The 22022-nt window shown below is 64.0% G+C and carries 20 protein-coding genes; 9 read left to right on the forward strand and 11 right to left on the reverse strand.

The features are described from left to right. Positions 1-19: 19 nt before the first annotated feature. The 7 genes from D3242_RS27770 to D3242_RS27800 are packed head-to-tail and all read right to left on the reverse strand — an operon-like array spanning position 20 to position 6385. The gene (locus D3242_RS27770) at positions 20-727 is read right to left on the reverse strand and encodes an ABC transporter ATP-binding protein (protein ID WP_064986003.1); all 708 of its coding nucleotides are present in this window, start codon (positions 725-727) and stop codon (positions 20-22) included. Beyond that, complete coding sequence (locus D3242_RS27775) at positions 724-1440, reverse strand: ABC transporter ATP-binding protein (protein WP_064986005.1); 717 nt, start codon at positions 1438-1440, stop codon at positions 724-726. The genes D3242_RS27770 and D3242_RS27775 overlap by 4 nt, the downstream gene beginning before the upstream one ends. A 58-nt stretch (positions 1441-1498) precedes the next feature. Beyond that, a complete protein-coding gene (locus tag D3242_RS27780; protein ID WP_064986007.1) occupies positions 1499-2773 on the reverse strand; it encodes an ABC transporter substrate-binding protein in 1275 nt (424 codons plus the stop codon). A 26-nt stretch (positions 2774-2799) separates the two neighbouring features. Further along, positions 2800-3864 (reverse strand): maleylacetate reductase, encoded by a 1065-nt coding sequence (locus tag D3242_RS27785; RefSeq protein WP_064986009.1) that lies wholly within the window; start codon positions 3862-3864, stop codon positions 2800-2802. Next, positions 3861-4520: an alpha/beta hydrolase gene (locus D3242_RS27790; RefSeq protein ID WP_064986011.1), complete on the reverse strand. Its 660-nt coding sequence runs from the start codon at positions 4518-4520 to the stop codon at positions 3861-3863. The genes D3242_RS27785 and D3242_RS27790 overlap by 4 nt, the downstream gene beginning before the upstream one ends. Beyond that, entirely contained in the window at positions 4517-5476 is a 960-nt protein-coding gene (locus tag D3242_RS27795; protein ID WP_064986013.1) for a VOC family protein, read from the reverse strand. Before D3242_RS27795 ends, D3242_RS27790 begins: the two co-directional genes overlap by 4 nt. A 3-nt stretch (positions 5477-5479) precedes the next feature. After that, positions 5480-6385, reverse strand: a complete 906-nt coding sequence (locus tag D3242_RS27800) for a dioxygenase family protein (protein ID WP_019859770.1) — start codon at positions 6383-6385, stop codon at positions 5480-5482. 93 nt (positions 6386-6478) lie between these two features. Here D3242_RS27800 and D3242_RS27805 point away from each other — a divergent pair, with 93 nt between their 5' ends. From D3242_RS27805 to D3242_RS27815, 3 genes are all read left to right on the forward strand, one after another. Beyond that, positions 6479-7429 (forward strand): LysR family transcriptional regulator, encoded by a 951-nt coding sequence (locus D3242_RS27805; protein ID WP_019859771.1) that lies wholly within the window; start codon positions 6479-6481, stop codon positions 7427-7429. Positions 7430-7647: 218 nt separating this feature from the next. Then, positions 7648-8505: a glycosyltransferase family 2 protein gene (locus tag D3242_RS27810; protein ID WP_223217892.1), complete on the forward strand. Its 858-nt coding sequence runs from the start codon at positions 7648-7650 to the stop codon at positions 8503-8505. Further along, on the forward strand, positions 8469-9455 hold the full coding sequence (locus D3242_RS27815; protein ID WP_120145551.1) for a glycosyltransferase family 4 protein: 987 nt from the start codon (positions 8469-8471) through the stop codon (positions 9453-9455). The genes D3242_RS27810 and D3242_RS27815 overlap by 37 nt, the downstream gene beginning before the upstream one ends. Positions 9456-9466: 11 nt before the next feature. Here the strand turns inward: D3242_RS27815 and D3242_RS33670 are convergent, their stop codons facing one another. After that, entirely contained in the window at positions 9467-9637 is a 171-nt protein-coding gene (locus tag D3242_RS33670; protein ID WP_155772710.1) for a hypothetical protein, read from the reverse strand. A 35-nt stretch (positions 9638-9672) separates the two neighbouring features. Here D3242_RS33670 and D3242_RS27820 point away from each other — a divergent pair, with 35 nt between their 5' ends. The 5 genes from D3242_RS27820 (at position 9673) to fabG (ending at position 15639) form a co-directional block, all read left to right on the forward strand. After that, positions 9673-11943, forward strand: coding sequence for a propanediol/glycerol family dehydratase large subunit (locus D3242_RS27820; RefSeq protein ID WP_038648590.1), 2271 nt, complete (start codon positions 9673-9675; stop codon positions 11941-11943). Then, positions 11940-12359, forward strand: coding sequence for a diol dehydratase small subunit (locus tag D3242_RS27825; protein ID WP_019859776.1), 420 nt, complete (start codon positions 11940-11942; stop codon positions 12357-12359). The genes D3242_RS27820 and D3242_RS27825 overlap by 4 nt, the downstream gene beginning before the upstream one ends. A gap of 9 nt (positions 12360-12368) precedes the next feature. Beyond that, positions 12369-13067 carry a cysteine hydrolase family protein gene (locus D3242_RS27830; protein ID WP_019859777.1) on the forward strand — a complete coding sequence of 233 codons (699 nt, stop codon included), beginning with the start codon at positions 12369-12371 and terminating at the stop codon, positions 13065-13067. A 99-nt stretch (positions 13068-13166) separates the two neighbouring features. Then, the gene (locus D3242_RS27835; protein WP_019859778.1) at positions 13167-14693 is read left to right on the forward strand and encodes an APC family permease; all 1527 of its coding nucleotides are present in this window, start codon (positions 13167-13169) and stop codon (positions 14691-14693) included. Positions 14694-14874: 181 nt separating this feature from the next. Continuing rightward, on the forward strand, positions 14875-15639 hold the full coding sequence (gene fabG / locus D3242_RS27840) for a 3-oxoacyl-ACP reductase FabG (RefSeq protein ID WP_064986024.1): 765 nt from the start codon (positions 14875-14877) through the stop codon (positions 15637-15639). 6 nt (positions 15640-15645) lie between these two features. Here the strand turns inward: fabG and D3242_RS27845 are convergent, their stop codons facing one another. After that, positions 15646-16650, reverse strand: coding sequence for a phosphotransferase enzyme family protein (locus tag D3242_RS27845; protein ID WP_038648598.1), 1005 nt, complete (start codon positions 16648-16650; stop codon positions 15646-15648). A 120-nt stretch (positions 16651-16770) separates the two neighbouring features. Further along, positions 16771-18054: a class-III pyridoxal-phosphate-dependent aminotransferase gene (locus tag D3242_RS27850; RefSeq protein WP_064986026.1), complete on the reverse strand. Its 1284-nt coding sequence runs from the start codon at positions 18052-18054 to the stop codon at positions 16771-16773. 100 nt (positions 18055-18154) lie between these two features. On the opposite strand from D3242_RS27850, the gene D3242_RS27855 reads away from it, so the two are divergent. Beyond that, the gene (locus D3242_RS27855; protein WP_064986028.1) at positions 18155-18916 is read left to right on the forward strand and encodes an SDR family NAD(P)-dependent oxidoreductase; all 762 of its coding nucleotides are present in this window, start codon (positions 18155-18157) and stop codon (positions 18914-18916) included. A gap of 105 nt (positions 18917-19021) precedes the next feature. On the opposite strand, the gene tssH is transcribed toward D3242_RS27855, so the two are convergent. After that, positions 19022-21853 (reverse strand): type VI secretion system ATPase TssH, encoded by a 2832-nt coding sequence (gene tssH, locus D3242_RS27860; RefSeq protein WP_120145552.1) that lies wholly within the window; start codon positions 21851-21853, stop codon positions 19022-19024. Positions 21854-22022 lie beyond the last annotated feature (169 nt).

The raw sequence follows: 22022 nt of genomic DNA on the forward strand, positions 1-22022 counted from the left end.
GGCATGCGGGGCTGCCTCGTCATGCCGCCACCCCGAAATAGGCGGAATGGATTTCTTCGCGCGTGACCTCGGCCGCCTTGGCGACCAACGTCACCCGGCCCTCCATCATGCAGTAGACGCGATCGGCCACCGCCAGCGCCTTGCCGATATCCTGCTCGACCAGCACGATCGCGGCACCGCCTTCACGGATCTTGGGAAGTGCTGCGTAGATGTCGCGGATGACGACGGGCGCGAGGCCGAGGCTGATCTCGTCGCAGAGCAGCAATTCAGGATTGGACATCAGCGCCCGGCCGATCGCGACCATCTGCTGCTGGCCGCCCGAGAGCGCCGTGCCGGGGTTTTTGCGCCGCTCGCGCAGGATCGGGAAGAGCTCGTAAACCGCCTCCAGGCCCCACGGCCCGGGCGCCTTGCGCGCCTGCCCGCCGATCAGCAGGTTTTCCTCGACGCTCAGCGAGGCAAAGAGCCGGCGCCCTTCCGGCACCATGGCTATGCCGCGCTTCATGATCTCGGCCGAGGACAGCGCGCCTATGGGCTCGCCCCGGTGCAGAACCATGGCGGCCTCGTTGCGGATCACGCCCGTGATCGAACGCATCAGCGTGGATTTACCGGCACCGTTGGCGCCGATGATCGCCACGCATTCGCCCGCCGCGACAGTGATATTCACACCGAACAGCGCCCGGAACTGGCCGTAATTCGCGGTGAGGTCGCGCGTCTCCAGCAGCATCAGACCTCGAGCCCCAGATAGATTTCGCGAACCTCTTTCGAGGCGATGATCTGATCCGGCTCACCGATTGCGATCACGCGCCCGAAATCCAGCACGAGAAGCCGTTCGACCACCGATCTCAGAGCGTGCAGCACATGCTCGATCCAGATGATCGTCGTGCTCCTGGCGTGGATCGCCTTGATCGTCGCGACCAGCGCCTTGCATTCGCCCTCGGTCAGCCCGCCGGCGATCTCGTCCAGAAGCAGCAGCTCGGGTCCCGTCGCCAGGGCGCGGGCGAGCTCCAGCCGCTTGCGGTCGAGAAGGCTCAGCGATCCGGCGAGCACATTGGCCTTCCGGAGAAGTTCGGTCTCTTCGAGGATAGCAGCGCAATCGTCGACCATTTCGGCCTCGCGGCCGCCCCGGCCGAAAGCGGCGGCGGTCAGGAGGTTCTCGAACACGCTCAGCCCCTCGAAGGGCTGCGGGATCTGGAAGCTGCGGCCGACACCCATGCGCACCCGATCCATGGCTGGGGCGCGGGTGACGTCGCGGCCGAGGAATTCGATGCGTCCCTCATTGGCGAGCAGATTGCCGGTGATCAGGTTGAAGAGCGTCGACTTCCCCGCCCCGTTCGGACCGATGATGCCCAACGCCTCGCCGCGCGGCACCGTGACGGTCACGCCATCGGTAACCTTCAGGGCCCCGAAGGACTTCGAGACGTTTTCCAGCCTGAGTATCATCACTGTCATCCTCGGGTCGCGCCGAACGAGGGCGGCGGCATCCGCCGCCCCGGCGGCGTCAGGCCAGGGCTTCCATCTTGCCTGCGGTGGGGATCTCAGACGCGGTGGCGTTTTCGACGATCACCAGATCGAAGCCGCCCCCTGCCTTCTTGCGCCACTGGCCGCCGACGAGCGGCGTCTTGCAGACGTTCTTCGCAGCGAAAGGCGGCAGCCCTGCGCCGCTCCAGGCCACCTTTCCGACCACGGTCGTCATGTCGGTGGCGGCTATCGCCGCCGCGATCGCCTCGGCATTCGTCGGATCCGAAACGCGGCCCATGACATTGGCCGCCACCTCGAACAGCGAATGGACAAAGCCGATCGGCTGGGTCCACGGACGCCCGGTCTTGGCGGTGAAATCCGCCGCAAGGTCAGCCGAGCTCTGGCCCGTCACCGACGACTTGAACGGATGCGAGGCCGACCACCAGACCTCGGACGAGAGGTTGTGGCCGGCATCGCCGAGCGTCTCGACCGATTGCGGGAAGAGGATGGCCTTGGCCACCGTCACCGCCTTGGGCTTGAAGCCTTGCTGGCGGGCCTGGTTCCAGAAAGTGGTGAAGTCGGGCGGGATGACCACGCCGGTGACGATCTCGGCATTTGCCGCCTTGAAGGCGTTGACCTGCGCGGTGAAATCGTCCGAGAGGTTCTGATAGCGGCCGGGATCGCTGAGGCCGAAGCCGGCGGCATCGAGGCCGGGCTTCAGCCCGTTCTTCGGATCGCCCCAGGCATTGCCGTCGGCATCGTTGGGGAACAGCCCGCCCACCTTGCCGTTGGTGGAAAGCTGCTTCCACATGCCGGTGTAGACGGCAATGATGTCTTCGAGACCCCAGAAATAATGATAGGCGAACTTGAAGGGCTTCCATGACGACGGGTCGCCCGGATTGCCCTGTTGGCCAATGAACCAGGGTTGCCACGGCGCCATGGTCGAGATGACGGGCACGCCCTCCGCCTCACAGGTGGTGGCGACCGGGTTGGTGTTCTCGGGCGTCGAGCCGACCAGCATCAGGTTGATCTCGTCGTCGACGATCAGGTTCTTGGCCACTTCGGCCGCGCGATTGGGGTTCGACTGGCTGTCCTTGACAATGACGTCGAAATTCTTGCCCGCCTCGGACGCGAGGAAAGCCTTGATGTTGTAGGCATCGCTTTCCGCGAAGCCGGCGAGCGGCCCCGTCTGCGGCGAAACATAGCCCAGGCGAATCTTGGCGCCCTGCGCCAGCGCCGGCGTCGTCAGCCGGGAACCGGCAAGCGCCAGGCCTGTCGCCGCCGACGCTTTCAGTAAGCTCCGTCTCGTAATCATCTGCTCTTCCTCCCTCTTGCCTCTTTTCAGCTCCCTGGACGGCGTCCCTCAAACGCCGCCTGGAGGAGTTCCCTTATCGATCCCGGATCGATCGGCCTCGGATTCGCATAGGCGTTCTTCACCGCGATCGCCGCCGCGTGGTCGAGATCGGTCTCCTTGATGCCGATCTCCTTCAGGCTCAGCGGAGAGCCGACGGAGCGCGCGAAATCCCAGAGTCCGCCGCCCGCCGAGCCGCCGCCGAAGGCATCGGCGATCGGGCGCAGCAGATCGGGCACCGCCACTTCGTTGAAGGCTGTCGTGTAGGGCAGCAGGATGGCGTGGGTTTCGGCATGCGGCGTGTCGAACGAGCCGCCGAAGACATGCGCCAGCTTGTGATGCAGCGCCATCGAGACATAGCCGAGCGCGGTCGAACAGCACCAGGCCGCGTAGAGCGCCTGTGTCCGCGCGGCGCGGTCCTGCGGATCGTCGATCAGCCGCGGAATGCCGTCCCGGAACGCAGCCATGGCATCCCTGCACATCAGCACGATCACCGGGTTGCGGTCGGCAGCGTAGAAGGCCTCCATGGCGTGGGCGATCGCATTCATCGCCGACGTGACGGTGAGACCAACCGGGAGGCTCATTGTCAGATCGACGTCGTAGATCACAGTTTCGGGGCGGATGTCCGGCGAGCGGCGGGTGGTCTTCTCGCCGGCCGCCGTCTCGCCGAGGATGTCGGTCATTTCCGAGCCGGCATAGGTGGTCGGGATCACCACCTGATCGGCGCCGGTGCGCACGGCGATGGCCTTGCCGAGCCCGGTGGTCGAGCCGCCGCCGAGGCTTACGACCGCCGTGGCGCCGCTGGCGCGGAAGGCGTCGACGGCCTTTTCCGTAACCTCGACGGGTGTATGCATGACCGCGCCGGCAAACACCCCGGCGGCGAGGCCGCCAAGGCTTTGAGCCAGCTTGTCCGCATCGGCCTTCTGATGGGGCGTCGACAGCACCAGCGCCTTGTCATGGCCGAGCCGCCGCACCTCCTCCTCCGCGCGGCCCATCGTGCCGGCACCGAAGATCACCCGCGTCGTCAGCCCGGGAAAGGTGAAACTGTCCATCATCGCGCAGCCCCCATGCGCGCACCCCGGCCGGCTTCCAGGTCGGCGATGATGGTGCCCAGCATTGCAATCTCGGCATCCGAAACCTCATGGCTCCGGCCGGGAAACAGATCGGCCCGCAGGCTCGCGCCGCCGCGGCCCAGCGACTGCGCCGTATCGGCAAAGGCCGAAACCGGAATCCAGGGATCGGAGTCGCTGCCGGAAAGATAGACCGGCACGCCGGCCGGCACGGCTTCGGATCGCCCGTCCGTTGGCACACCGACGCGGCAGCCCGTGAAGGCGGCAAGCGCATCCGGCGGCGGCAGCCCGGCGCAGAGATATTCGATCGACAGACATGCCCCTTGCGAGAAGCCCGCCAGGAGCAGCGGCAGTCCGGGCAATTCCGACCGTGCCGCCACGACAGCGGCCGCCAAATGATCGAGCGCGTCGGAGAGGTGGGCGCGGGCGACCGGCGTCAACGGGTCGACGGCGCGCGCCTGCCACCACGCGCCGAGCGGCGCGCGCGGCAGGATGAATGCCACGGCCGGCGCGGAAAGCCGCGACAGCACATGGGACTGCATCTCCTCCGGCGATTGGCCGCGGCCGTGGACGAAGACGCAGATCGCCTTCGCTTCCGCGCCCTTTGGCCCGAGCCGGAGTGGACCGCTGCCTGAGCTCACGCGAAATCCGCCTGTTCCAGACCGGCCTGCAATTCGCCCTCGCGGTCCTTGAACCACGGCGGGAAGACCAGCGTCTTGCCGATCTGGCCCGGGGGTTCGTCCTTGGCCCAGCCTTCCGGCGTGGTCCAGGCAAGTTCGAACAGCGCGCCGCCGGGCGAGCGGACATAGCAGGACTTGAAATAGTTGCGGTCCTTCTGCTCCGAGATATCGGTGAAGCCGAGGCCTTCGATATGAGCGCGCAGCTTCAACTGGTTCTCTTCGTCGCCCGTGTTGAGGGCGAGGTGGTGGATCGTCCCGCCCGCGAGCGTCCAGGTGCCCTGTGCGCTGTCGCGATCGACGATCACCTCGACCCGCTGATTGACGCCGCTCGCGTCCGGCACGCGGAACACCAGCCCTTCGTGATTGTCCGCCTCCTTCTCCAGCGGCAATGCGATGGTCAGGAAGTCGTCCATCGCGGTGCGATCCATCACCGCCACGACCGCGCCGTAGATGCCCTTGATGCCGTGGGCCTTGCCGATGCCCTGTGCCTCGTTGGTGATGGGCGCGCGCGGATCGCTGTCGCTTTCCACCAGCTCATGCGAGATGCCGCAGGGATGCGCCAAAGCCACGCGGTCGGCGCCAAAGCGTGTGATCTTGGTGGCCTTGATGGCGCGCGCGTTCAGCCGGTCCACCCAGAAATCCGCGGCCCCCTTGGGGATGGATTGCATGATGGTGCGCGACTGGTTGGTGCCTCGGCGGCCATAGACGCCCGGCTTGCGGAACGGGAAGGTGGTGATGATCGTCGAGGCATCGCCGTCGGGCGAGCCGTAGTAGAGGTGATAGACCGGGATGACGCCGTCGAACAGGACGGTGCGCTTCACCGAATGCAGGCCGAGTGCCTTGGTATAGAAATCAAAATCTTCCTGAGCGCCGTCGGTCGACAGTGTCAGATGGTGGTAGCCGCTGATACGGGCCATCGGTCATCTCCTCCCAGAGGTTTCGGTTTCGCCCGGCCGCTGCGGGCAGAGCACGAGATTGAGGTCGAGTGCGTGCTTGCGCTTTCCTCCATGGGGCGGCAGCGCGCGGAACTCGGCCATGAGTTCGGGTTTGACCCCGAAAATGGCATCCCGGCCGATCGCAGGGTCCGACCGGTCGAAGATGTGGGTCGTCAGCGTTTCGAAGCCCTGTGCCGAAACGCGAAAATGGATGTGGGCCGGTCGCTCGAGGCCAAGACCGAGCGCGGACATCAATTGACCGACCGGACCATCCGCCGGCAGCGTGTAGCCCTTCGGCTTCACCGTCATGAAGCGGAAGCGCCCCTGCGGATCGGCACGGAAGCGTCCGCGCAGATTGAATTCCGGTTGCCTGTCCGGTTCCTGGTTCTCGTACAGGCCCTCGGCATTGGCCTGCCAGATCTCGACCATGGCATCGCCGATCCCCGCGCCGCCGAGCGTCACGATCCGCCCCGTAACCTCCAGCGGCTCGCCCTTGTGATCGCGCGAAATGTTCCCGCCGAGCGGCATTTCCGGCACATCGGCCCGGTAGAAAGGTCCCGCCAGGGTGTTGGGGGTCGCCCCGGCGGGGCGCGGGCTGTTTTGATCCTCGATCAGCGAGGACACGCCCAGCACATCGGCGAACAGCACCCACTCCTGGCGCCGCGCATCGGCGTAATGGCCTACCTCGGTCAGAAAATCGATCGCCAGCCGGAATTCCTCGCCGGAGGGCCGCAACTCCACGATCAGCGCGTGCAACCCATCGACCGCGGCCTGTGCCGCCGCCGCCAGGCGGGACTGGCCCATTGCCGCCAGACGCCGCGCGAATTCTTCGGCCTGCGTCGAGATCGCCTTGGGGAGTTCATCCCTCTGGGGGTCGTGCTGGCCGTCCATTTCGCCGGGGCCTCCCTTCCCCTTGCCAAACGGGATAACACGACCCGAGACGATGCTTGATGAGATGTGGTGGCCCTTGTATAGCGTTTTGCTATGAAGCTGAACGAGCGCCACTTGATGCAGCTCGCCGCGGTGCTGGATGCAGGCGGCGTGTCGGAAGGAGCCGCCATGCTGGGCCTGACCCAGCCTGCGGTCAGCCGATCGCTGGCCATGCTGGAGGCGCGGGTCGGCGAGCCGCTCTTCCTGAAGGGCCGCCGGCCGCTGCAGCCGACACCGCTCGGTTTCCAGTTGGCGGCGCAAGGGCGCACGATCATCACGGCCTCGCGCAAGGCGTCGGATGCGGTGCAGGGCTTCATGAAAGGCACCAAGGGTGTCGTCCGTGTTGGCGGCGTGCCTTTCTTCATGGATGCGATGATCAGCCGGATGATCGGCGAATTCCAGAAGCTCGAGCCCGAGGTCACCGTCCAGCAAAGCTATATGAACCTGCCCGAGATGGTCGCGGCGCTGGAGAGCAACCAGATCGACCTCGGGATCGTGCCGATCGGCGTGCTCGACCTCGGACCCGGCTTCGAATTCACCGAGATCCTGCCCGGACGCAATGTCGTGGCTTGCCGGCCGGACCATCCGCTGCTGCGCAATCGCCGCCTCAGGGCGCATGACCTGACCAGCTTTCCCTGGGTGGCGCCCCTGCCCGGCTCTCCGCTGATGTCGGACCTGCAGATGATCCTGATGAGCATCGGCATGTCGGACCTGAACGTGCGCTATTCGGGAGGCTCGCTGATGAGCGTGATCAACTTCCTCGCAGAAACAGATGCATTGGCCGTGCTGCCATTTTCCGTGGTCTTCGCGCAGCGCAAGGAGAACCGGGTGACGGTGCTGCCCTATGAAATCCCGCAGCCCAGCCGCTCACTGGGCATCCTGCGCCGGGTTGGCGGGCCGCGCTCTCCGGCGGCGGAGCGCTTCGCGGGCCACGTCACGACCGCTTTCGAGAATTTGAAGCACATCATAAAACGGCACGAGAATGCCGTCATCTGGGGCCGCTAGCCGGCTCGAGCCGGCGGTCTGGCGTGTTTCCGAATACGCATATTCCCGAGACTTGCGATCGCGACGGGAACCGCTATGAGCGTGTTGCACTTCAGGTGACGGCGCGTTGGCATGGGCAGCGCTGAGTCTTTAGACTTGTCATTTCGGCCAAGTTCAGTAATGCGCCAGTTGACCGGCCAGCATGGCATCCGGAAGCATACAACGAAGGATTGAAGAACTTGGTCGATCCCAACACCCACATTGGGCGTCCTGCGCGTGATCGGAACTCCCCGCGAGTCGTCGCGGTCCTTACAACGCGGAACGAGGAACGGTTCGTTGCCGGATGTCTCGAGAACCTCTTTCGTCAAGGCGTACAGGTCTACATTTGCGACAATCAGTCGACTGACCGAACGCTTGAGATTGCCCAGCGCTACCGCGGGGCCGGATTGATAGGAATCGAAAGCATCCCGCACAACGGCTGGTATTGCTGGGAGCAGCTTCTTCGTCGCAAAGAGGAACTATTTCAGTCGCTCGAGGCCGACTGGTTCATGCATCTTGACGCTGACGAGATCCATCTTCCGCCGACTTCGTACTCATCGTTGGTCTCCGCCATTGCGGCAGCCGACGCACTCGGTTTCAATGCGATCGAGTCTTCCGAGTTCACGTTCATTCCCACCAGGGAAGCCCCCGATCACGACAATCCCAATTATCAACACACGCTGCGCACCTACTACCCGTTCCGGCCGACCTCCCCACACTGCGTCCGTGCGTACAAGAAACAGGACGGCCCCATGGAGATCGCGTGGTCAGGCGGCCATCGCGTACGCTTCGAGGGGCCGGTGAGGCTCTCCCCCGAGCGTTTTCGCATGAAGCATTATCTGTTCCTGAGCGCAGAGCACGCCGCGCGCAAGTATGGCGGCCGGCGGTTCCTGAGCGAGGAGGTCGACGGTCGTGGTTGGCACGGATGGCGACCCCGCTTGCGACCAGGCGATATCCAACTGCCCGACGCTACCCAGGTGCGCACCACTGCGACGGACGATGATCTGGACGAGGCCAATCCATGGTTGGCGCACTGGCTTGCGCGGTACGCCTCGTGAGCGATGGACACCTACCCCGCATCCTGGCGATCGCGGACCGACCCGGCTGGGCGATCGATAGAAAGGCCCAGAACCTTCGGCGCGTGCTGGCAAGAAGGTTCGAGATCGTCCAACGATTTCAGCATGATGTGACTGAGTCCGACGTGAACGCCGCGGATATCGTGCTCATTTTCTATTGGTTCCAGATCGCGAAGCTGCCCCTGCCGGAATCGGTCCTCGCCCGGCGGTCTGACAGGCTGGTCATCGGGATCTGCAGTCACAGAGAGATGGAGGGCGAATTCCGCGAGCCCGGGCTCGCTATCCTGCAGCGGTTGGCGCGCGCTGTCTTTGTCAACAATCGGAAGCTCGAGCACGAATACGCCCCTCTGCTGCGTATTCCGGTCCACTACACGCCCAATGGAGTCGACACGACATTCTTTTGCCCCCCGCCAGAGCCGCAACCTTATTCTGGCGAGCTCCGCGTCGGATGGGCGGGAAGTCTCGGCAACCATGGTCCGGCACATCGCGGCTTCCACGACGTCATCGAGCCCGCGGTCGCTGCAGTGCCGGGCGTGCGACTGCAGACTGCGATTCGGGAGCAACACTGGCGCAACCATGACGAAATGCTCGACTTCTACCGGGATCTCGACGTTTATGTCTGCGCCAGTCGCAGCGAAGGCACTCCCAATCCTTGCCTGGAAGCGGCGGCGTGCGGTGTCCCCTTGGTGACGACCCGTGTGGGAAACATGCCCGAGCTGGTTCGGGATGGCGACAACGGGCTGTTCTTCGATGGAACCGCGGAAGGGCTTGCGAACAAACTCGCCCTGTTGCGGGACACGCCATCGCTCTGGTCGCGGATGGCCACCCGTATGATCGAGACGATCCGAGAGTGGGATTGGAGCGTGCAGGCGGAGAACTACGCGCACATGTTTACCTCGTTGCTCATGGCAGCGGAGCGGTCGGGCCGGTGAGACGTGCGGCTTCAGATGTGCCCGGCCAAACCTGACCTTTGGCGGCCGAACTCGATGCCGAAACACATCGCGCCTCTGCTGAAGATCGACAGGATGGCGAGGAGCTTCGGGTATTTCGAGCCTGTGGCGTGCGCCCCCTTGGCCGGCGGTCGATCCAGGGTCATTGTGCGGCGGGCAAGCATTCACTAGTCTTTCGGCCGGGTCGAGGATCGCACGCATGACGCCGAAACTGAACCGCTGGAAGCGCTTCGCCGATTGGGACGAGCGGCCGTTGCGGCTGGACAAGTTTGCGGCGGAAGACCCCGCCAACGGCTTCTCCGCTTTCTCCAGCCCGGCCGATCCGAAACCAGGCATCGGCATCAAGGACGGGCGCGTCGTATCCCTCGATGGGGTGCTCGAACACGACTACGACATGATCGACCGCTTCATCGCCCGCCATCACATCGATCCGGAGGTGGCGCCGGAAGCGATGGCGCTGGACTCGGCGACCGTCGCACGCTGGCTGGTCGACATGAACGTGCCGCGCGAAACGCTGGTGCGGCTCGCCCATGGCATGACACCCGCCAAACTCGCCGAAGTGGTGTCGCAGCTCAACGCGCTGGAGATCGCGTTCGCCTACTCGAAGATGCGGGCCCGCAAGACGCCGGGCAACCAGGCGCACGTTACCAACGCCAAGGACGATCCGCTGCAACTCGCCGCCGATGCCGCGACCGCCGTCGCCTTTGGCTTCGACGAGATCGAGACGACGATGCGCGTGTCGCGCAACGCCTGGTCCAACGCGGTGGCGTGCGCGGTAGGCGGCGCGGTCGGTCGCTGGGGAACGCTGTTCCAATGCTCCAGCGAGGAAGCCGAAGAGCTGCGCATCGCCATGGCCGGCTTTACCTCCTACGCCGAAACCGTCTCCGTCTACGGCACTGAAAAGTCGTTCACCGATGGCGACGACACACCGTGGTCCAAGGCATTTCTGGCCGCCGCCTACGCCTCGCGCGGCGTCAAGATGCGCTGTACGTCGGGTGCCGGCTCCGAGTTGCTGATGGGCTTCCACGAAGCCAAATCGCTGCTCTACCTGGAAGCGCGCTGCCTCTGCCTGCAGCGCGGCATGGGGGTGCAAGGCACGCAAAATGGCGGTATCGACGGAGCGCCTTTGACCGCCACCATACCCGGCGGTGTTCGCGAGCTGATGGCCGAGAACCTCATCGCCGTCTGGCTCGATCTCGAATGCGCGTCGGGCAATGACGCGCGCTCGACCGAATCGGAAATTCGCGTCGGCGCCAAGATCCTTCCCTACCTGATTGCCGGCTCGGACCTGATCTGCTCCGGGATGGGATCGATCCTGAAATACGACAATTCGTTCAACCCGTCGCTGATCAACGGCGAGGAACTGGAAGATTATCTTGTGCTGCAGCGCGATTTCGAGGCCGATGGCGGGCTGACGCCGCTGCCCGAGTCGCGCGCGATCGAGCTGCGCGAGCGCGCGGTGGAAGCGATCGCCGCCGTGTTCGAGGAACTCGGCCTTTCCTCACCGACCGAGGACATGAAGAGCAGCGTGGTCTACGCTTCCGGTTCCGACGATACGCGCAGCCTGATGCCGCGCGACGTCAGCTTTATCAGCGAAGCCATCAAGGAGCGCGGCATCACAGTGATCGATGTGGTCAAGGCGCTGGCCAAGCGTGGCTTCCGAGAAGAGGCGGAGAACCTCCTCGACGTGGTCAAGCTGCGCCTTTCCGGTGACTATCTCCAGACATCGGCGATGATCCGCAATGGGCGGATCGTCAGTGCGGTCAACGATCCAAACGACTATCTCGGCCCGGGTTCCGGCTACCGTGTGTCCGAAGAACGGCGCCTGCAGCTAAACGACATCCGCGATGTGCTGGACCAGAAGGAAGTGTTGCGCTCGGAAGCCCTGCACGAGAAGGACGAAGCAAGGCACATCCGCTATCGCAACCTTGGGCCGGCGGCCAACGGATCGGCGAAGGACGATGTGGTCATCGGCATCAGCCCGGCTTTCGGGCTCAAGCTTTATCGAACGACGGCCGGACATCGGCTCTCCGAAGTGCTCGGCGCCATGCTCGACGCAATCCGCGCGCGCGGGCTCAAGGCGCGCGTCGTACGCTTCCGCCATACGGCCGATACCTCCTTCCTCGGCCTGTCCGCCGCCCGGATGGCCGGCAGCGGCATCGGCATCGGCATCCAGGCCAAGGGCACGGCCGTCATCCACCAGCGTGGCCGCCAGCCGCACAACAATCTGGAACTGTTTTCCAATGCGCCGATCACCAGGCTCGAGCATTATCGCGCGCTGGGTGCCAATGCGGCGGCCTATGCGCTGGGTGAAATGCCGGAGCCTGTCGTGGTGCCGCAGCGGGGCGAGGCCATGGGGTCTCGCTACCACGCCCGCGTCGCCCTCATCTACGCCATCGAAACCGGACTGACCGAGGCTGGTGCGGCTCCCGAAGAGGTCGACGTCATCCTGACGGGGGTGAAATCGTGACCCACACACGCGCCGACTATCCGCTCGCCGAAACACAGCCCGGCGCCGTGACGGGCAAGCGCGGCAAGTCGCTTGCCGAGATAACACTGGATTCGGTGCTTGCGGGCGACGTGACGATGGAAGACCTTCGCATCACCCCACAAGCGCTGCAGGCACAGGCCGATGTGGCGCGCGATGTCGGACGGCCGACACTGGCACTCAACTTCGAGCGTGGGGCAGAGCTTGTCGAGGTGCCGCAGGATTTCATCATGCAGGTCTATGAACTGCTGCGCCCCGGTCGCGCCAAATCCAAGGAAGAATTGCTCCAGGCCGCAGCCACCATGCGCGATACCTACCAGGCGGAACGCATCGCCCGTTTCATCGAGGAAGCCGCCGAGACCTACGCGGCTCGCGGCCTTTTCACGTTCCGCTTCTGAAAGGACCGCATGAGCTGGAAAACCGGATTCCGTTCGCTCTACTATCTCGGCGCACCCGAGCCGGATGATCCGGTGCTGGTGCCGGCGCAAACCGCCATCCTGGTCATCGACGTTCAGAACACCTACCTGGAACGGCCGGATCGCGCATCGTTGTCGCCGCAGGAACAGCAACGCTACGATCTGTGGACGCCGTTCCACGAGCGCATGCACGGCACGGTCATACCGAACACGGCAAGACTGCTGGCGCTGGCACGGCAAAACGGCATCGAATGCCTTTTTGCCCGCATCGCCTGCCACACCAAGGACGGGCGTGACCGCTCGCTCTCTCAGAAAATGCCGGGCTGGAACAATTTGCTGCTGCCAAAGAACGACGCACCGTCGCAGCTGGTCGCCGAGCTTCAGCCGGCCGGCGACGAGATCGTGGTGACCAAGACCACCGATTCCGCGCTGACGGGAACGAATCTGCGCCTGATCCTTCACAATCTCGGCATCCGCAATGTCATCTGCTGCGGTATCTTCACGGACCAGTGCGTGTCCTCGACAGTGCGCAGCCTGGCGGACGAGAGCTATGCGGTCATCGTGCTCGAGGATTGCTGCGCCGCGGCGACCGAGGAGCTTCATCGCAAGGAGCTCGAAATCATCAACATGATCTATTGCCACGTCATGTCGAGCGGCGAGCTATGCAAAATCATGGCCTTGGCAAAGTGACGCTGCGTCCGTAGTGTCATGGTTGCACGAGCAGGCTGGGACACATCGGCCGCCCGGTGCGGGGAACTGCATACAGCTGTCACGAATGGAGAGGGCTTCATGGCGATAGAAACTGCACGCGGGACGATCGACGTCTCGAAGAGTAACAGCATCAATCTTTTGCACTCGAAAGCCGTCGGGCTCGCCGGTGTGCTCTTTCTGGCCGTCACCGGCGCGGCGCCAATGTCGGCGATGCTGGGCAATGTCCCGTTCGCGGCAGGCTACGGCATCGGCAAATATACCCCCGCCGCCTTCCTGATGGCGACGATCGTGCTGACCATCTTCTCGGTCGGCTATGCCGCGATGGCATCGCGCGTATCGTCGGTCGGCGGCTTCTACTCCTTCATCAGCCAGGGGCTCGGCCGCGAGGTGGGCATGTCGGCGGGCATCGGCTCACTCGCCTGCTACTCGCTGTTCGAGGCTTCCCTCACCGGACTGTTCGCCTTTTTCGGCAATCTTTGGCTTTCCCAGCATTTCGGCATCAACGTTCCGTGGATCGTGCTGGCGCTCGCCATGATCGTGGTCATCGCAGCGCTCGCCTACCGCGACGTGAAAGTGTCGGCACGGCTGCTCGGCATAGCCCTGATTCTTGAAGTGATCATGCTGGTGATCTTTTCGCTCGGCGTGATCTTTGCCCATGGCGGGACGAATTTTTCCGGCGATTCGCTCAATGTGTTCAAAGTGTTCACGCCTGTCGCCGAGCAGAAGGTCGGCACCGTCGCCATTCCGGCGGGCGAAGCGGCCGTCGGCATCTTCATGGCGTTCTGGTCGTGGGTCGGCTTCGAGATGGCGCCGAACTATGCCGAGGAATCCCGCGATCCGAAGCGCATCATTCCGCAATCGCTGCTGATTTCGGTCATCGGCCTTGGCTTGTTCTACACCTTCGTCAGCTGGTGCGCGGTGGCGGCCTATCCGACCGAGGCCGATATGGTAGCCAAGGCCTTCTCCGACGGCGTGAACTTCTTCCTGACACCGGTGCAGGCTTTTGTCGGCGGCTGGGGCTACCAGCTGATGTCGCTGCTCATCCTGACCAGTTCCTTCGCCTGCGGCATGGCTTTCCACAACACCGCTTCCCGCTATTTGTATTCGCTGGCGCGCGAAGGCGTCCTGCCGCAGGTGATCGCCGAGACGCATGACCACCACAAGAGCCCACACAAGGCCTCGGCGCTGCAGTCGGTGCTGGCGGCGGTATGGGTGCTGCTCTACGGTCTGGCCTACGGCTTCGACGATCCGTCGGGACAGGCCTGGCTTGGCGTCTATACGCTGTTTGCCGTGCTTGGCACCGGACTGCTTTTGGTGCTGCAGGCGGTTGTCTCGCTGGCCATCTATATGTGGTTCAAGAAGAACGGCGGCGGCAGCATGCTGACGACTGTCATCGCGCCGTTGATCTCGCTGGTTGTGCAGTTGGTCCTCGTCTACACGCTGGTCGCCAATCTGGCGACCTTGGGCGGCACCAATGGTTTTGCCAGGAGCATCCCCTATGTCGGGCTTGCGATCCTTGTCGTCGGCCTGATCTGGGGCTTCGTGCTGAAGTCGGCCAACCCCAAGGCCTATGAGAACATCGGTCACATGGTGAACGAGGGCTAGAGCAATTCCAGGAAAAGTGTGAGCGGTTTTCCGTCCGGAATTGCGTTAAAACAAAGAGTTAGAGCGGTTCGCCGTTTCCATGAAACGGTGAAACGTTCTAAGGCATTCCTCGCCCTGGATTTCTTGCCTCAACGGGGACGGAGCATCACTCTGTCCCCGTCTCATTTTGGAGCTTCAAGTCATGACCCAGTCTTTGAGGGGTCGGTCCGTCGTCGTTACCGGCGGGTCGAAAGGCATCGGCAAGGGCATAGCGCGGGTGTTCGCGCTCTCGGGTGCCAAGGTCGCCATCGTTGCGCGCCATATCGACCAGGCCGAAGCCGCGGCCGCCGAGATCGGCCATGGCGCCTTTGGCGTGGTTGGCGACGTTACCTCGCTCGCCAGCATCGAGCGCGCGCTTGCAGCGGCAGCCGCCAGAAACGGTAGTATCGATGTTTTGTGCGCCAATGCCGGCATCTTCCCGCAGGCACGGCTCGAAGACATGACCTCGCAGCAATGGGACGAGGTTGTCGACACCAACCTCAAGGGCACCTTCCACGCGGTCAAGGCAGCGGTTCCCTATCTCAAGGCATCCGACCAGGGCCGCATCGTGCTGACGTCGTCGATCACCGGCCCGATCACCGGTTTTCCCGGGTGGTCGCACTACGGTGCCACCAAGGCGGGACAGCTCGGCTTCATGCGAACGGCCTGCATCGAACTGGCGAGATACGGCATCACCGTCAACGCCGTCATGCCGGGCAACATCGTGACCGAGGGCCTTGTCGGCCTGGGCGAGGACTACCAGAAGACCATGGCCGCCTCGATCCCGCTCAAGCGGCTCGGAACCGTGGAGGACATCGGCTATGCCGCGCTCTATTTTGCGTCGAGGGAAGCCGGTTACGTGACGGGACAGACAATCATTGTCGATGGCGGCCAGATCCTGCCGGAGAGCCTGGAGGCACTGGCATAGAATGGTTCAAAACTTGCTCAGATAGGCCTCGCACAGCCCGACCGTTCCCTCGGTATAGGGAAGGCCCATCGACTTGGCGAGGTCGGTCTCGGCGTGCGAGCCGATCCACGCGACCAGGAGCAGACGGCGCAGCATCACGAAGGTCGGGATCTCGTCTTCGTCCGCGCTCGGCAGGTCAAGCACACGGCGATAGCCGGTCGTCCATGACCGGATGAGATCGGCTGCCTGTGGCTCGTGCTCATAGAAAGAGATGGGCGTCGCCGCGTCGTACATATACCAGCCGAAGCCGCAGTCGTCGAAGTCGATGACCTTCACCGTCTTGCCGTCGATCAAAAGGTTGGCGAGCCGCAGATCGCAATGGATGAGGCCGAAGCGGTCATGGCCCTTGCCGAAGGCAGTGAGCCTGCGGCCGACCAGCTCCGCGGTGCGGCCAAAGAGCCTGGCTTTCGCGGCGTCGACGCCGATGCCGTCACGCCACCGTCCCCAAAGCGGCCTCTCCTCGCCGAGGCTTGTTTCGAAATCCCACACATGGCGGCTGAACCAGGAAGGGCGCTTCCACTGCCGGGCGTGGATGTGCATGCGTGCCGTCACCTCGCCCAGCAGTTCGAAAGGTTCGCCAAGCGCCTCGCCTATGCCCGGCTCCGAACCGGTCTCCCATTGCGACAACACGACATGGCGTGGTTGCGCCAATCTTGGATGGCCGACACGCTGGATCTGTTCGCCGTCCTTGCCCGCGACCGGCACGGGCGTGGGGACGATCCCGGTCTGGCGCAGATCGGTCAGCCAGGCCAGTTCGGATTGGATGGCCGTCCTTGAATGGTAGCCGTCGCGATGGATGCGGAGCGCCCAGCGCCGGCCGTCGCGAGCCGCAATCTTGTAGGTCGCGTTCTCCGACAGGTTGATCATCTCGACGGAAACGTCCGCCGGCAGATCGTAGTTGGCGGTGGCCGCCTCCGCCGTTTCCTGCAGGATGCCGAGTTGCTGGTCGTGGGTGAGCGCGTCGAAATCCATCACTGTCCGTCCTGCCCCATCCTTGCACACCTGTCCCCTGCCGGAACCCGCGCGATCTCGGCAAGCCCAGCCGCCAGCTCGAACTGGACGCCTGGTAGTTTCAACGAGGGTTGGACCATGTCAACTCGCCTTGCCTGCCTGATGCAGCAACTCCCGGGCGCGCGGCATTGCCGCGTCGAAGCGATCCATAATGTCCCGGCAGGTCTCGTGATCCAGGAGAATACCGGGCTTCCACTGCAGCACCCGCTTGTCGAGCGATGAGAAGATCGCCCAGACGCCCTGCTCGTAGAGCGCACGCGACACGAAGACGGCGCCTTCCGGGTGATTGCTGAATTCCAGGCCGAGGATCACGCCTTTCTGGCGTACCCCGGTGAAGATGTCGCCGTGACGAACCAGCATCTCGCGCATGGCCTGCGCCATGAACTCGGTCACGGTGCCGACATTGGCCACCAGTTCGGGCCGCTGCAGCATCTCGATGACCTTGTGGCCGACGACGCAGCCGAGCTCGGCCCCGCCGGTGGTCGAAATATGGGCGGCCCCATCCTCGTTGAGCCAGCCGCCGGCTCTGTCGTTCACCAGCGCCGCGCTGATCGGATAGAGGCCGCCGGACAGGCCCTTTGCCGTCACCATGATGTCCGGCTGGACGCCGTAGGCCTGCCAGCCCCACATGCTGCCGGTGCGCATCAGGCCGGTCTGGACCTCGTCGGCGATGTACATCGCGCCATGCTTTTCGCACAGCGCCTTGCAGGCGCAGAGATAGCCATCCTTCGGCATCGGGAAGCCGTAAGTGGCGGGAATTGTCTCCATGATCAGCGCCGCGACGTCTTCGCCCTTGAGCGCCCGTTCCATGGCGTCGATGTCGTTGAAGGGAACCTGGATGAACGTCTCCGGCTGGTCGGAGAGAAAGATCTTGGTGAAGCGATCGTCGCCGGTCGCCACGGCTAGCCCCGAATGCCCGTGATAGCCCTTGATGATCGACACGATCTTGCGCCGCTTGGTGGCATAGCGGGCGCTCTTAATGGCGATGTCCACCGCCTCCGCGCCGCCCGGCGCGAAGATCGCGTATTTCATTCCGGGCGAGACATTGACGAGGGATTCGGCCAGCGCCGTTCGCGCCACGGATGGGAACCAGTGGTTGCCGATGTCGAAATAGTCGAGCGCGCTCTTCAGCGTCTCGACCAGCTCCGGATTGCGGTGACCGAGATTGTAGGTGCCGCCATTGAGGTGCAGGTCGATCAGGCGGCGCCCCGACATGTCGTAGAGGAAATAACCTTCCCGCCTGCCGATCACCAGGTCGATCCCGGCCTTCTGCCAGAACCTGGTCTTGTCGGGATTCCAGAAACGCATTGCCTTGTCGAAAAAATCCTGCTTCGACTCGAACTCGAAGGGGCCGAAGTCGTACATGCCTGTCTTGTCCTCAAAGGTTGATCGGCGCGCCGGAGCGGGCGAGGCCCGCCCGCCGGATGATGCAGGATTAAAAGCCGGCGAGAAAGGGTGGAGAGGGATGATCCTGAAGGACAGGACCGCGATCGTCACCGGGGCGGGATCGGGCATCGGCAGGGCGGCGGCGCTGATCATCGCGCGCGAGGGAGCGGTGGTCGGCGTGGCGGATCGTAGCGCCGACGGCGCCAACGCGACCGTCCAACAGATTCTTGCCGCCGGTGGCCGGGCAAAGGCGCTTGTGTTCGACCTGACCGACGATCAGGCGCTTGAAGCCGGTTTTCACGATTTCATCCACACCCAGGGCAGGATCGACATCCTGCACAATCATGCCGGCGTACAGGTCGAAGGCGACGTGCTCGGTGTGAGCGTGAAAGGCTTCGACACCTCCTGGACGCTCAATGTGCGGGCTCACTTCCTCGGTGCCCGCATCGTCATGCCATTCATGAAGAAGGCAGGCCGCGGCGTCATCCTCAACACGTCGTCGAGTTCCGGCGTGCTCTACGACCGCGAGATGATCGCCTATACGACGACCAAGCACGCGGTGATCGCGATGACCAGGCAGATGGCCGGCGACTATGGCCGCTTCGGCATTCGCGTCAACGCGCTTTGCCCAGGTTGGGTGGACACGCCCTTCAATGCTCCTTTCATCGCACAGATGGGAGGCCGGGAGGCCATCGAAGCCTACATCCGCGAAAGGGTGCCGCTTGGCCGTTGGGCAAGCGTCGAGGAGATCGCCGAGGCAGTGCTGTTTCTGGTGTCTGACCGGTCCTCGTACATGACGGGTCAGATCCTGGTTGTCGATGGAGGAGAAACGGTGATCTAGAGCAACTCCAGGAGTGCCGGTGCGCCAATGATTGGCCTGACCAGTCATAGGAATGGAATGCGTTTTGGTCGGCGCTAGGGCACGAACGGCAAATCCCAACGAGCTCTATTCGAAAGAGTAGGTAAATCCTTCCGACGAGGCACCGACGGTGACTTTTGTCATCTTCTTGCCCTCGAGCGAGCGATTGAGCACGCCCCGGCTGAGTTCCGGCAGCAGCGTGTTGGTGAGGATGGCGTCGATCATGCGTCCGCCGGACTCGATCTCGGTGCAGCGCGCCTTGACCATGTCCATGACGCCGTCGCCGATCACCAGCTCGGCATCGTTGGTTGCCTTGAGGCGCCGCGCGATCTTGCCGAACTGGTGCCTGGTGATTGCCTCGATCATCGCGTCCGAGAGCGGATAGTAAGGGATTGTCACCACGCGGCCGAGGAAGGCGGCCGGAAACACTTTCAGCAGCGGGCCGCGCAAGGCGGTGTCCAGGTCGTCCATGCCGGTGCGCAAGGTGCCGTTCTTCGTGCGGTCCATGATGACCTCGGAGCCGACATTCGAGGTGAGCAGGATCAGCGTGTTCTTGAAGTCGATCCGGCGGCCTTCGCTGTCGTCCATCATGCCCTTGTCGAAGACCTGGAAGAAGATCTCGTGTACGTCCGGATGCGCCTTCTCGACCTCGTCGAGCAGGATCACCGAATAGGGCTTGCGCCGCACGGCCTCGGTCAGGATGCCGCCCTTGCCGTAGCCGACATAACCGGGTGGCGCGCCTTTCAGCGTCGAGACCGTGTGCGCCTCCTGGAATTCGGACATGTTGATCGAAATCAGGTTCTGCTCGCCGCCATAAAGCGTTTCGGCAAGCGCCAGGGCTGTCTCGGTCTTGCCGACGCCTGAGGGGCCGCAAAGCAGGAACACGCCGACCGGCTTCTCCGGCGCGCCGAGGCCGGCGCGGCTGGTCTGCACTCGCCTCGCGATCATCTCCATCGCATGGTCCTGACCGACAACGCGCTCAGACAAGGTCGCGGCGAGCTTGAGCGCCTTCTCGGTCTGGCTGGACAGCATCCGTCCCGTCGGGATGCCGGTCCAGTCCTGGACGACGGCAGCCACGGCGTTGCGATCGACCGACGGCAGGATCAGCGGGGTCTCGCCCTGCGCCTCGGCAAGTTCCGCCATCAATTCGCGCAGTCGCGCCAGGTCGGCAGCGGAATCCGGCACGGGCTCGTGCGCAGCAGCAGCCTCCGTCTTTGCCGCCTTTGCTTTCTTGGCCTTGGTGTTCGAGCCCTTGGGTTCGGCCGTCTCAGGTTTCGGCGTTTTGGCCTCAGGTGCCTTGCTTTCATGCGCCGTGGCAGGTGACGCATCGACGGCCTCGCCCGAAGCGGCTTCCCCGCCCTCCACCGCGTCAAGCGGCACGCCCTCGCCTCGGAGTTTGGCGCGCAGGTCGAGTATCTCGGCGACAAGCGCCTTTTCCCGATCCCAGCGCGCTTGCGCTGCTGCAAGCGTGGTCTCGGTTTCCGCCAACCCGGCCTCCACGCGAGCCTGCCTGTCGGCCACTTCGATGCCGATCGCCGCCTCGCGGCCGATGATGCCTTCCTCGACCTCGAGCGCCTGGCGGCGGCGCAGAATGTCCTCGACCTCCGCGGGCGTAGCGTGCTGAGAGACGGCAACGCGGGCGCAGGCTGTGTCGAGGAGGCTGACCGCCTTGTCCGGCAGCTGCCTGGCCGGAATGTAGCGGTGCGAAAGCGAAACCGAGGCCTCGATCGCCTCGTCGAGGATCTGCACCTTGTGGTGCTGCTCGAGAACGCCGGCGACACCGCGCAACATCAGCACGGCCACCGTTTCGGAAGGCTCTTCGATCTTGACCACCTGGAACCGACGGGTCAGCGCCGGATCCTTCTCGATATGCTGCTTGTATTCGGCCCAGGTCGTGGCGGCGATGGTGCGAAGCTCGCCGCGCGCGAGCGCGGGCTTGAGGAGATTGGCCGCATCGCCGGTTCCCGCCGCGCCGCCGGCGCCGATCAGCGTGTGCGCCTCGTCGATGAAGAGGATGATCGGCGTCTCGGAGGCCTGGACCTCGTCGATGACAGCCTTCAGCCGCTTTTCGAACTCGCCCTTGACGCTGGCGCCCGCCTGCATCAGCCCGACATCGAGCATGCGTACGCTGACATTCTGAAGCGTCGGCGGAACGTCGCCCTGGGCGATGCGCAAGGCAAAGCCCTCGACGACCGCCGTCTTGCCGACACCTGCCTCGCCGGTCAGGATCGGGTTGTTCTGCCGGCGGCGCATCAGGATATCGACAATCTGGCGGATTTCAGGATCGCGGCCGACGACCGGATCGATCTTGCCGTCGCGGGCACGCTGGGTCAGGTCGGTGGCGTATTTGGCGAGCGCCGAATCCCCGCCCGGGCCGCGTTTCATCGGTGTTTCGGTCGCAGCCGCGGCAGGAGGTGGACCGGCTTCGAGCGAGCCCTCGGTGACGTCGGCGAAGCGGGCGATGACCCCGTCCGCGTCGATCTTGTCGAATTCGGCGCTGATTTTCGAAACCAGCCCTTCCAGCGCCGGTGTCTTCAGACAGGCGAGAAGAATATGCGCGCTACGCACCTCCTCGACACCGAATTGCAGTGTGGCCAGGCTCCAACCTTCCTGTATGGCGTGGAAGATGTGATCGGAGAATTCCTCCACCGAGGTCGCGCCGTAGGGCAGCTTGTCGATGGCGCGGGTCGTATCGGCCGTCAGCCGGCTGACATCCAGCCCGGCATCGGCGACCATCATCTGCACATCCGAGCGCTCGGACAGCACCAGTTGCTGGACGAAATGCACGAGTTCGACATAGGGATTGCCGCGCATCTTGGCCGTGTCCGCGGCGGCCTTGAAGGCGCGCACCCCCGTGGGATTGAGCTTTGCAACGAGTTCCTTGCGCTTGAAACTCTGCGACGATCGGCGCTGTTCCATTGAACCTGCCCCCGAAATCTGCTGACCGTACCCTGCCATAGAAGCGGCCGCTTGACAAAGCCGCGTGACGAAAGAGGCCTTCCGACCCGGTTCGGGCGGCACCTCGTGGTTACACAAGCCCTGCAAACTCCTCAAACAAACCCGCACCTGGGGTCCAAACCATGCGAGC

The organism is Mesorhizobium jarvisii, assembly GCF_003601985.1.
GTDB lineage: Bacteria > Pseudomonadota > Alphaproteobacteria > Rhizobiales > Rhizobiaceae > Mesorhizobium > Mesorhizobium jarvisii.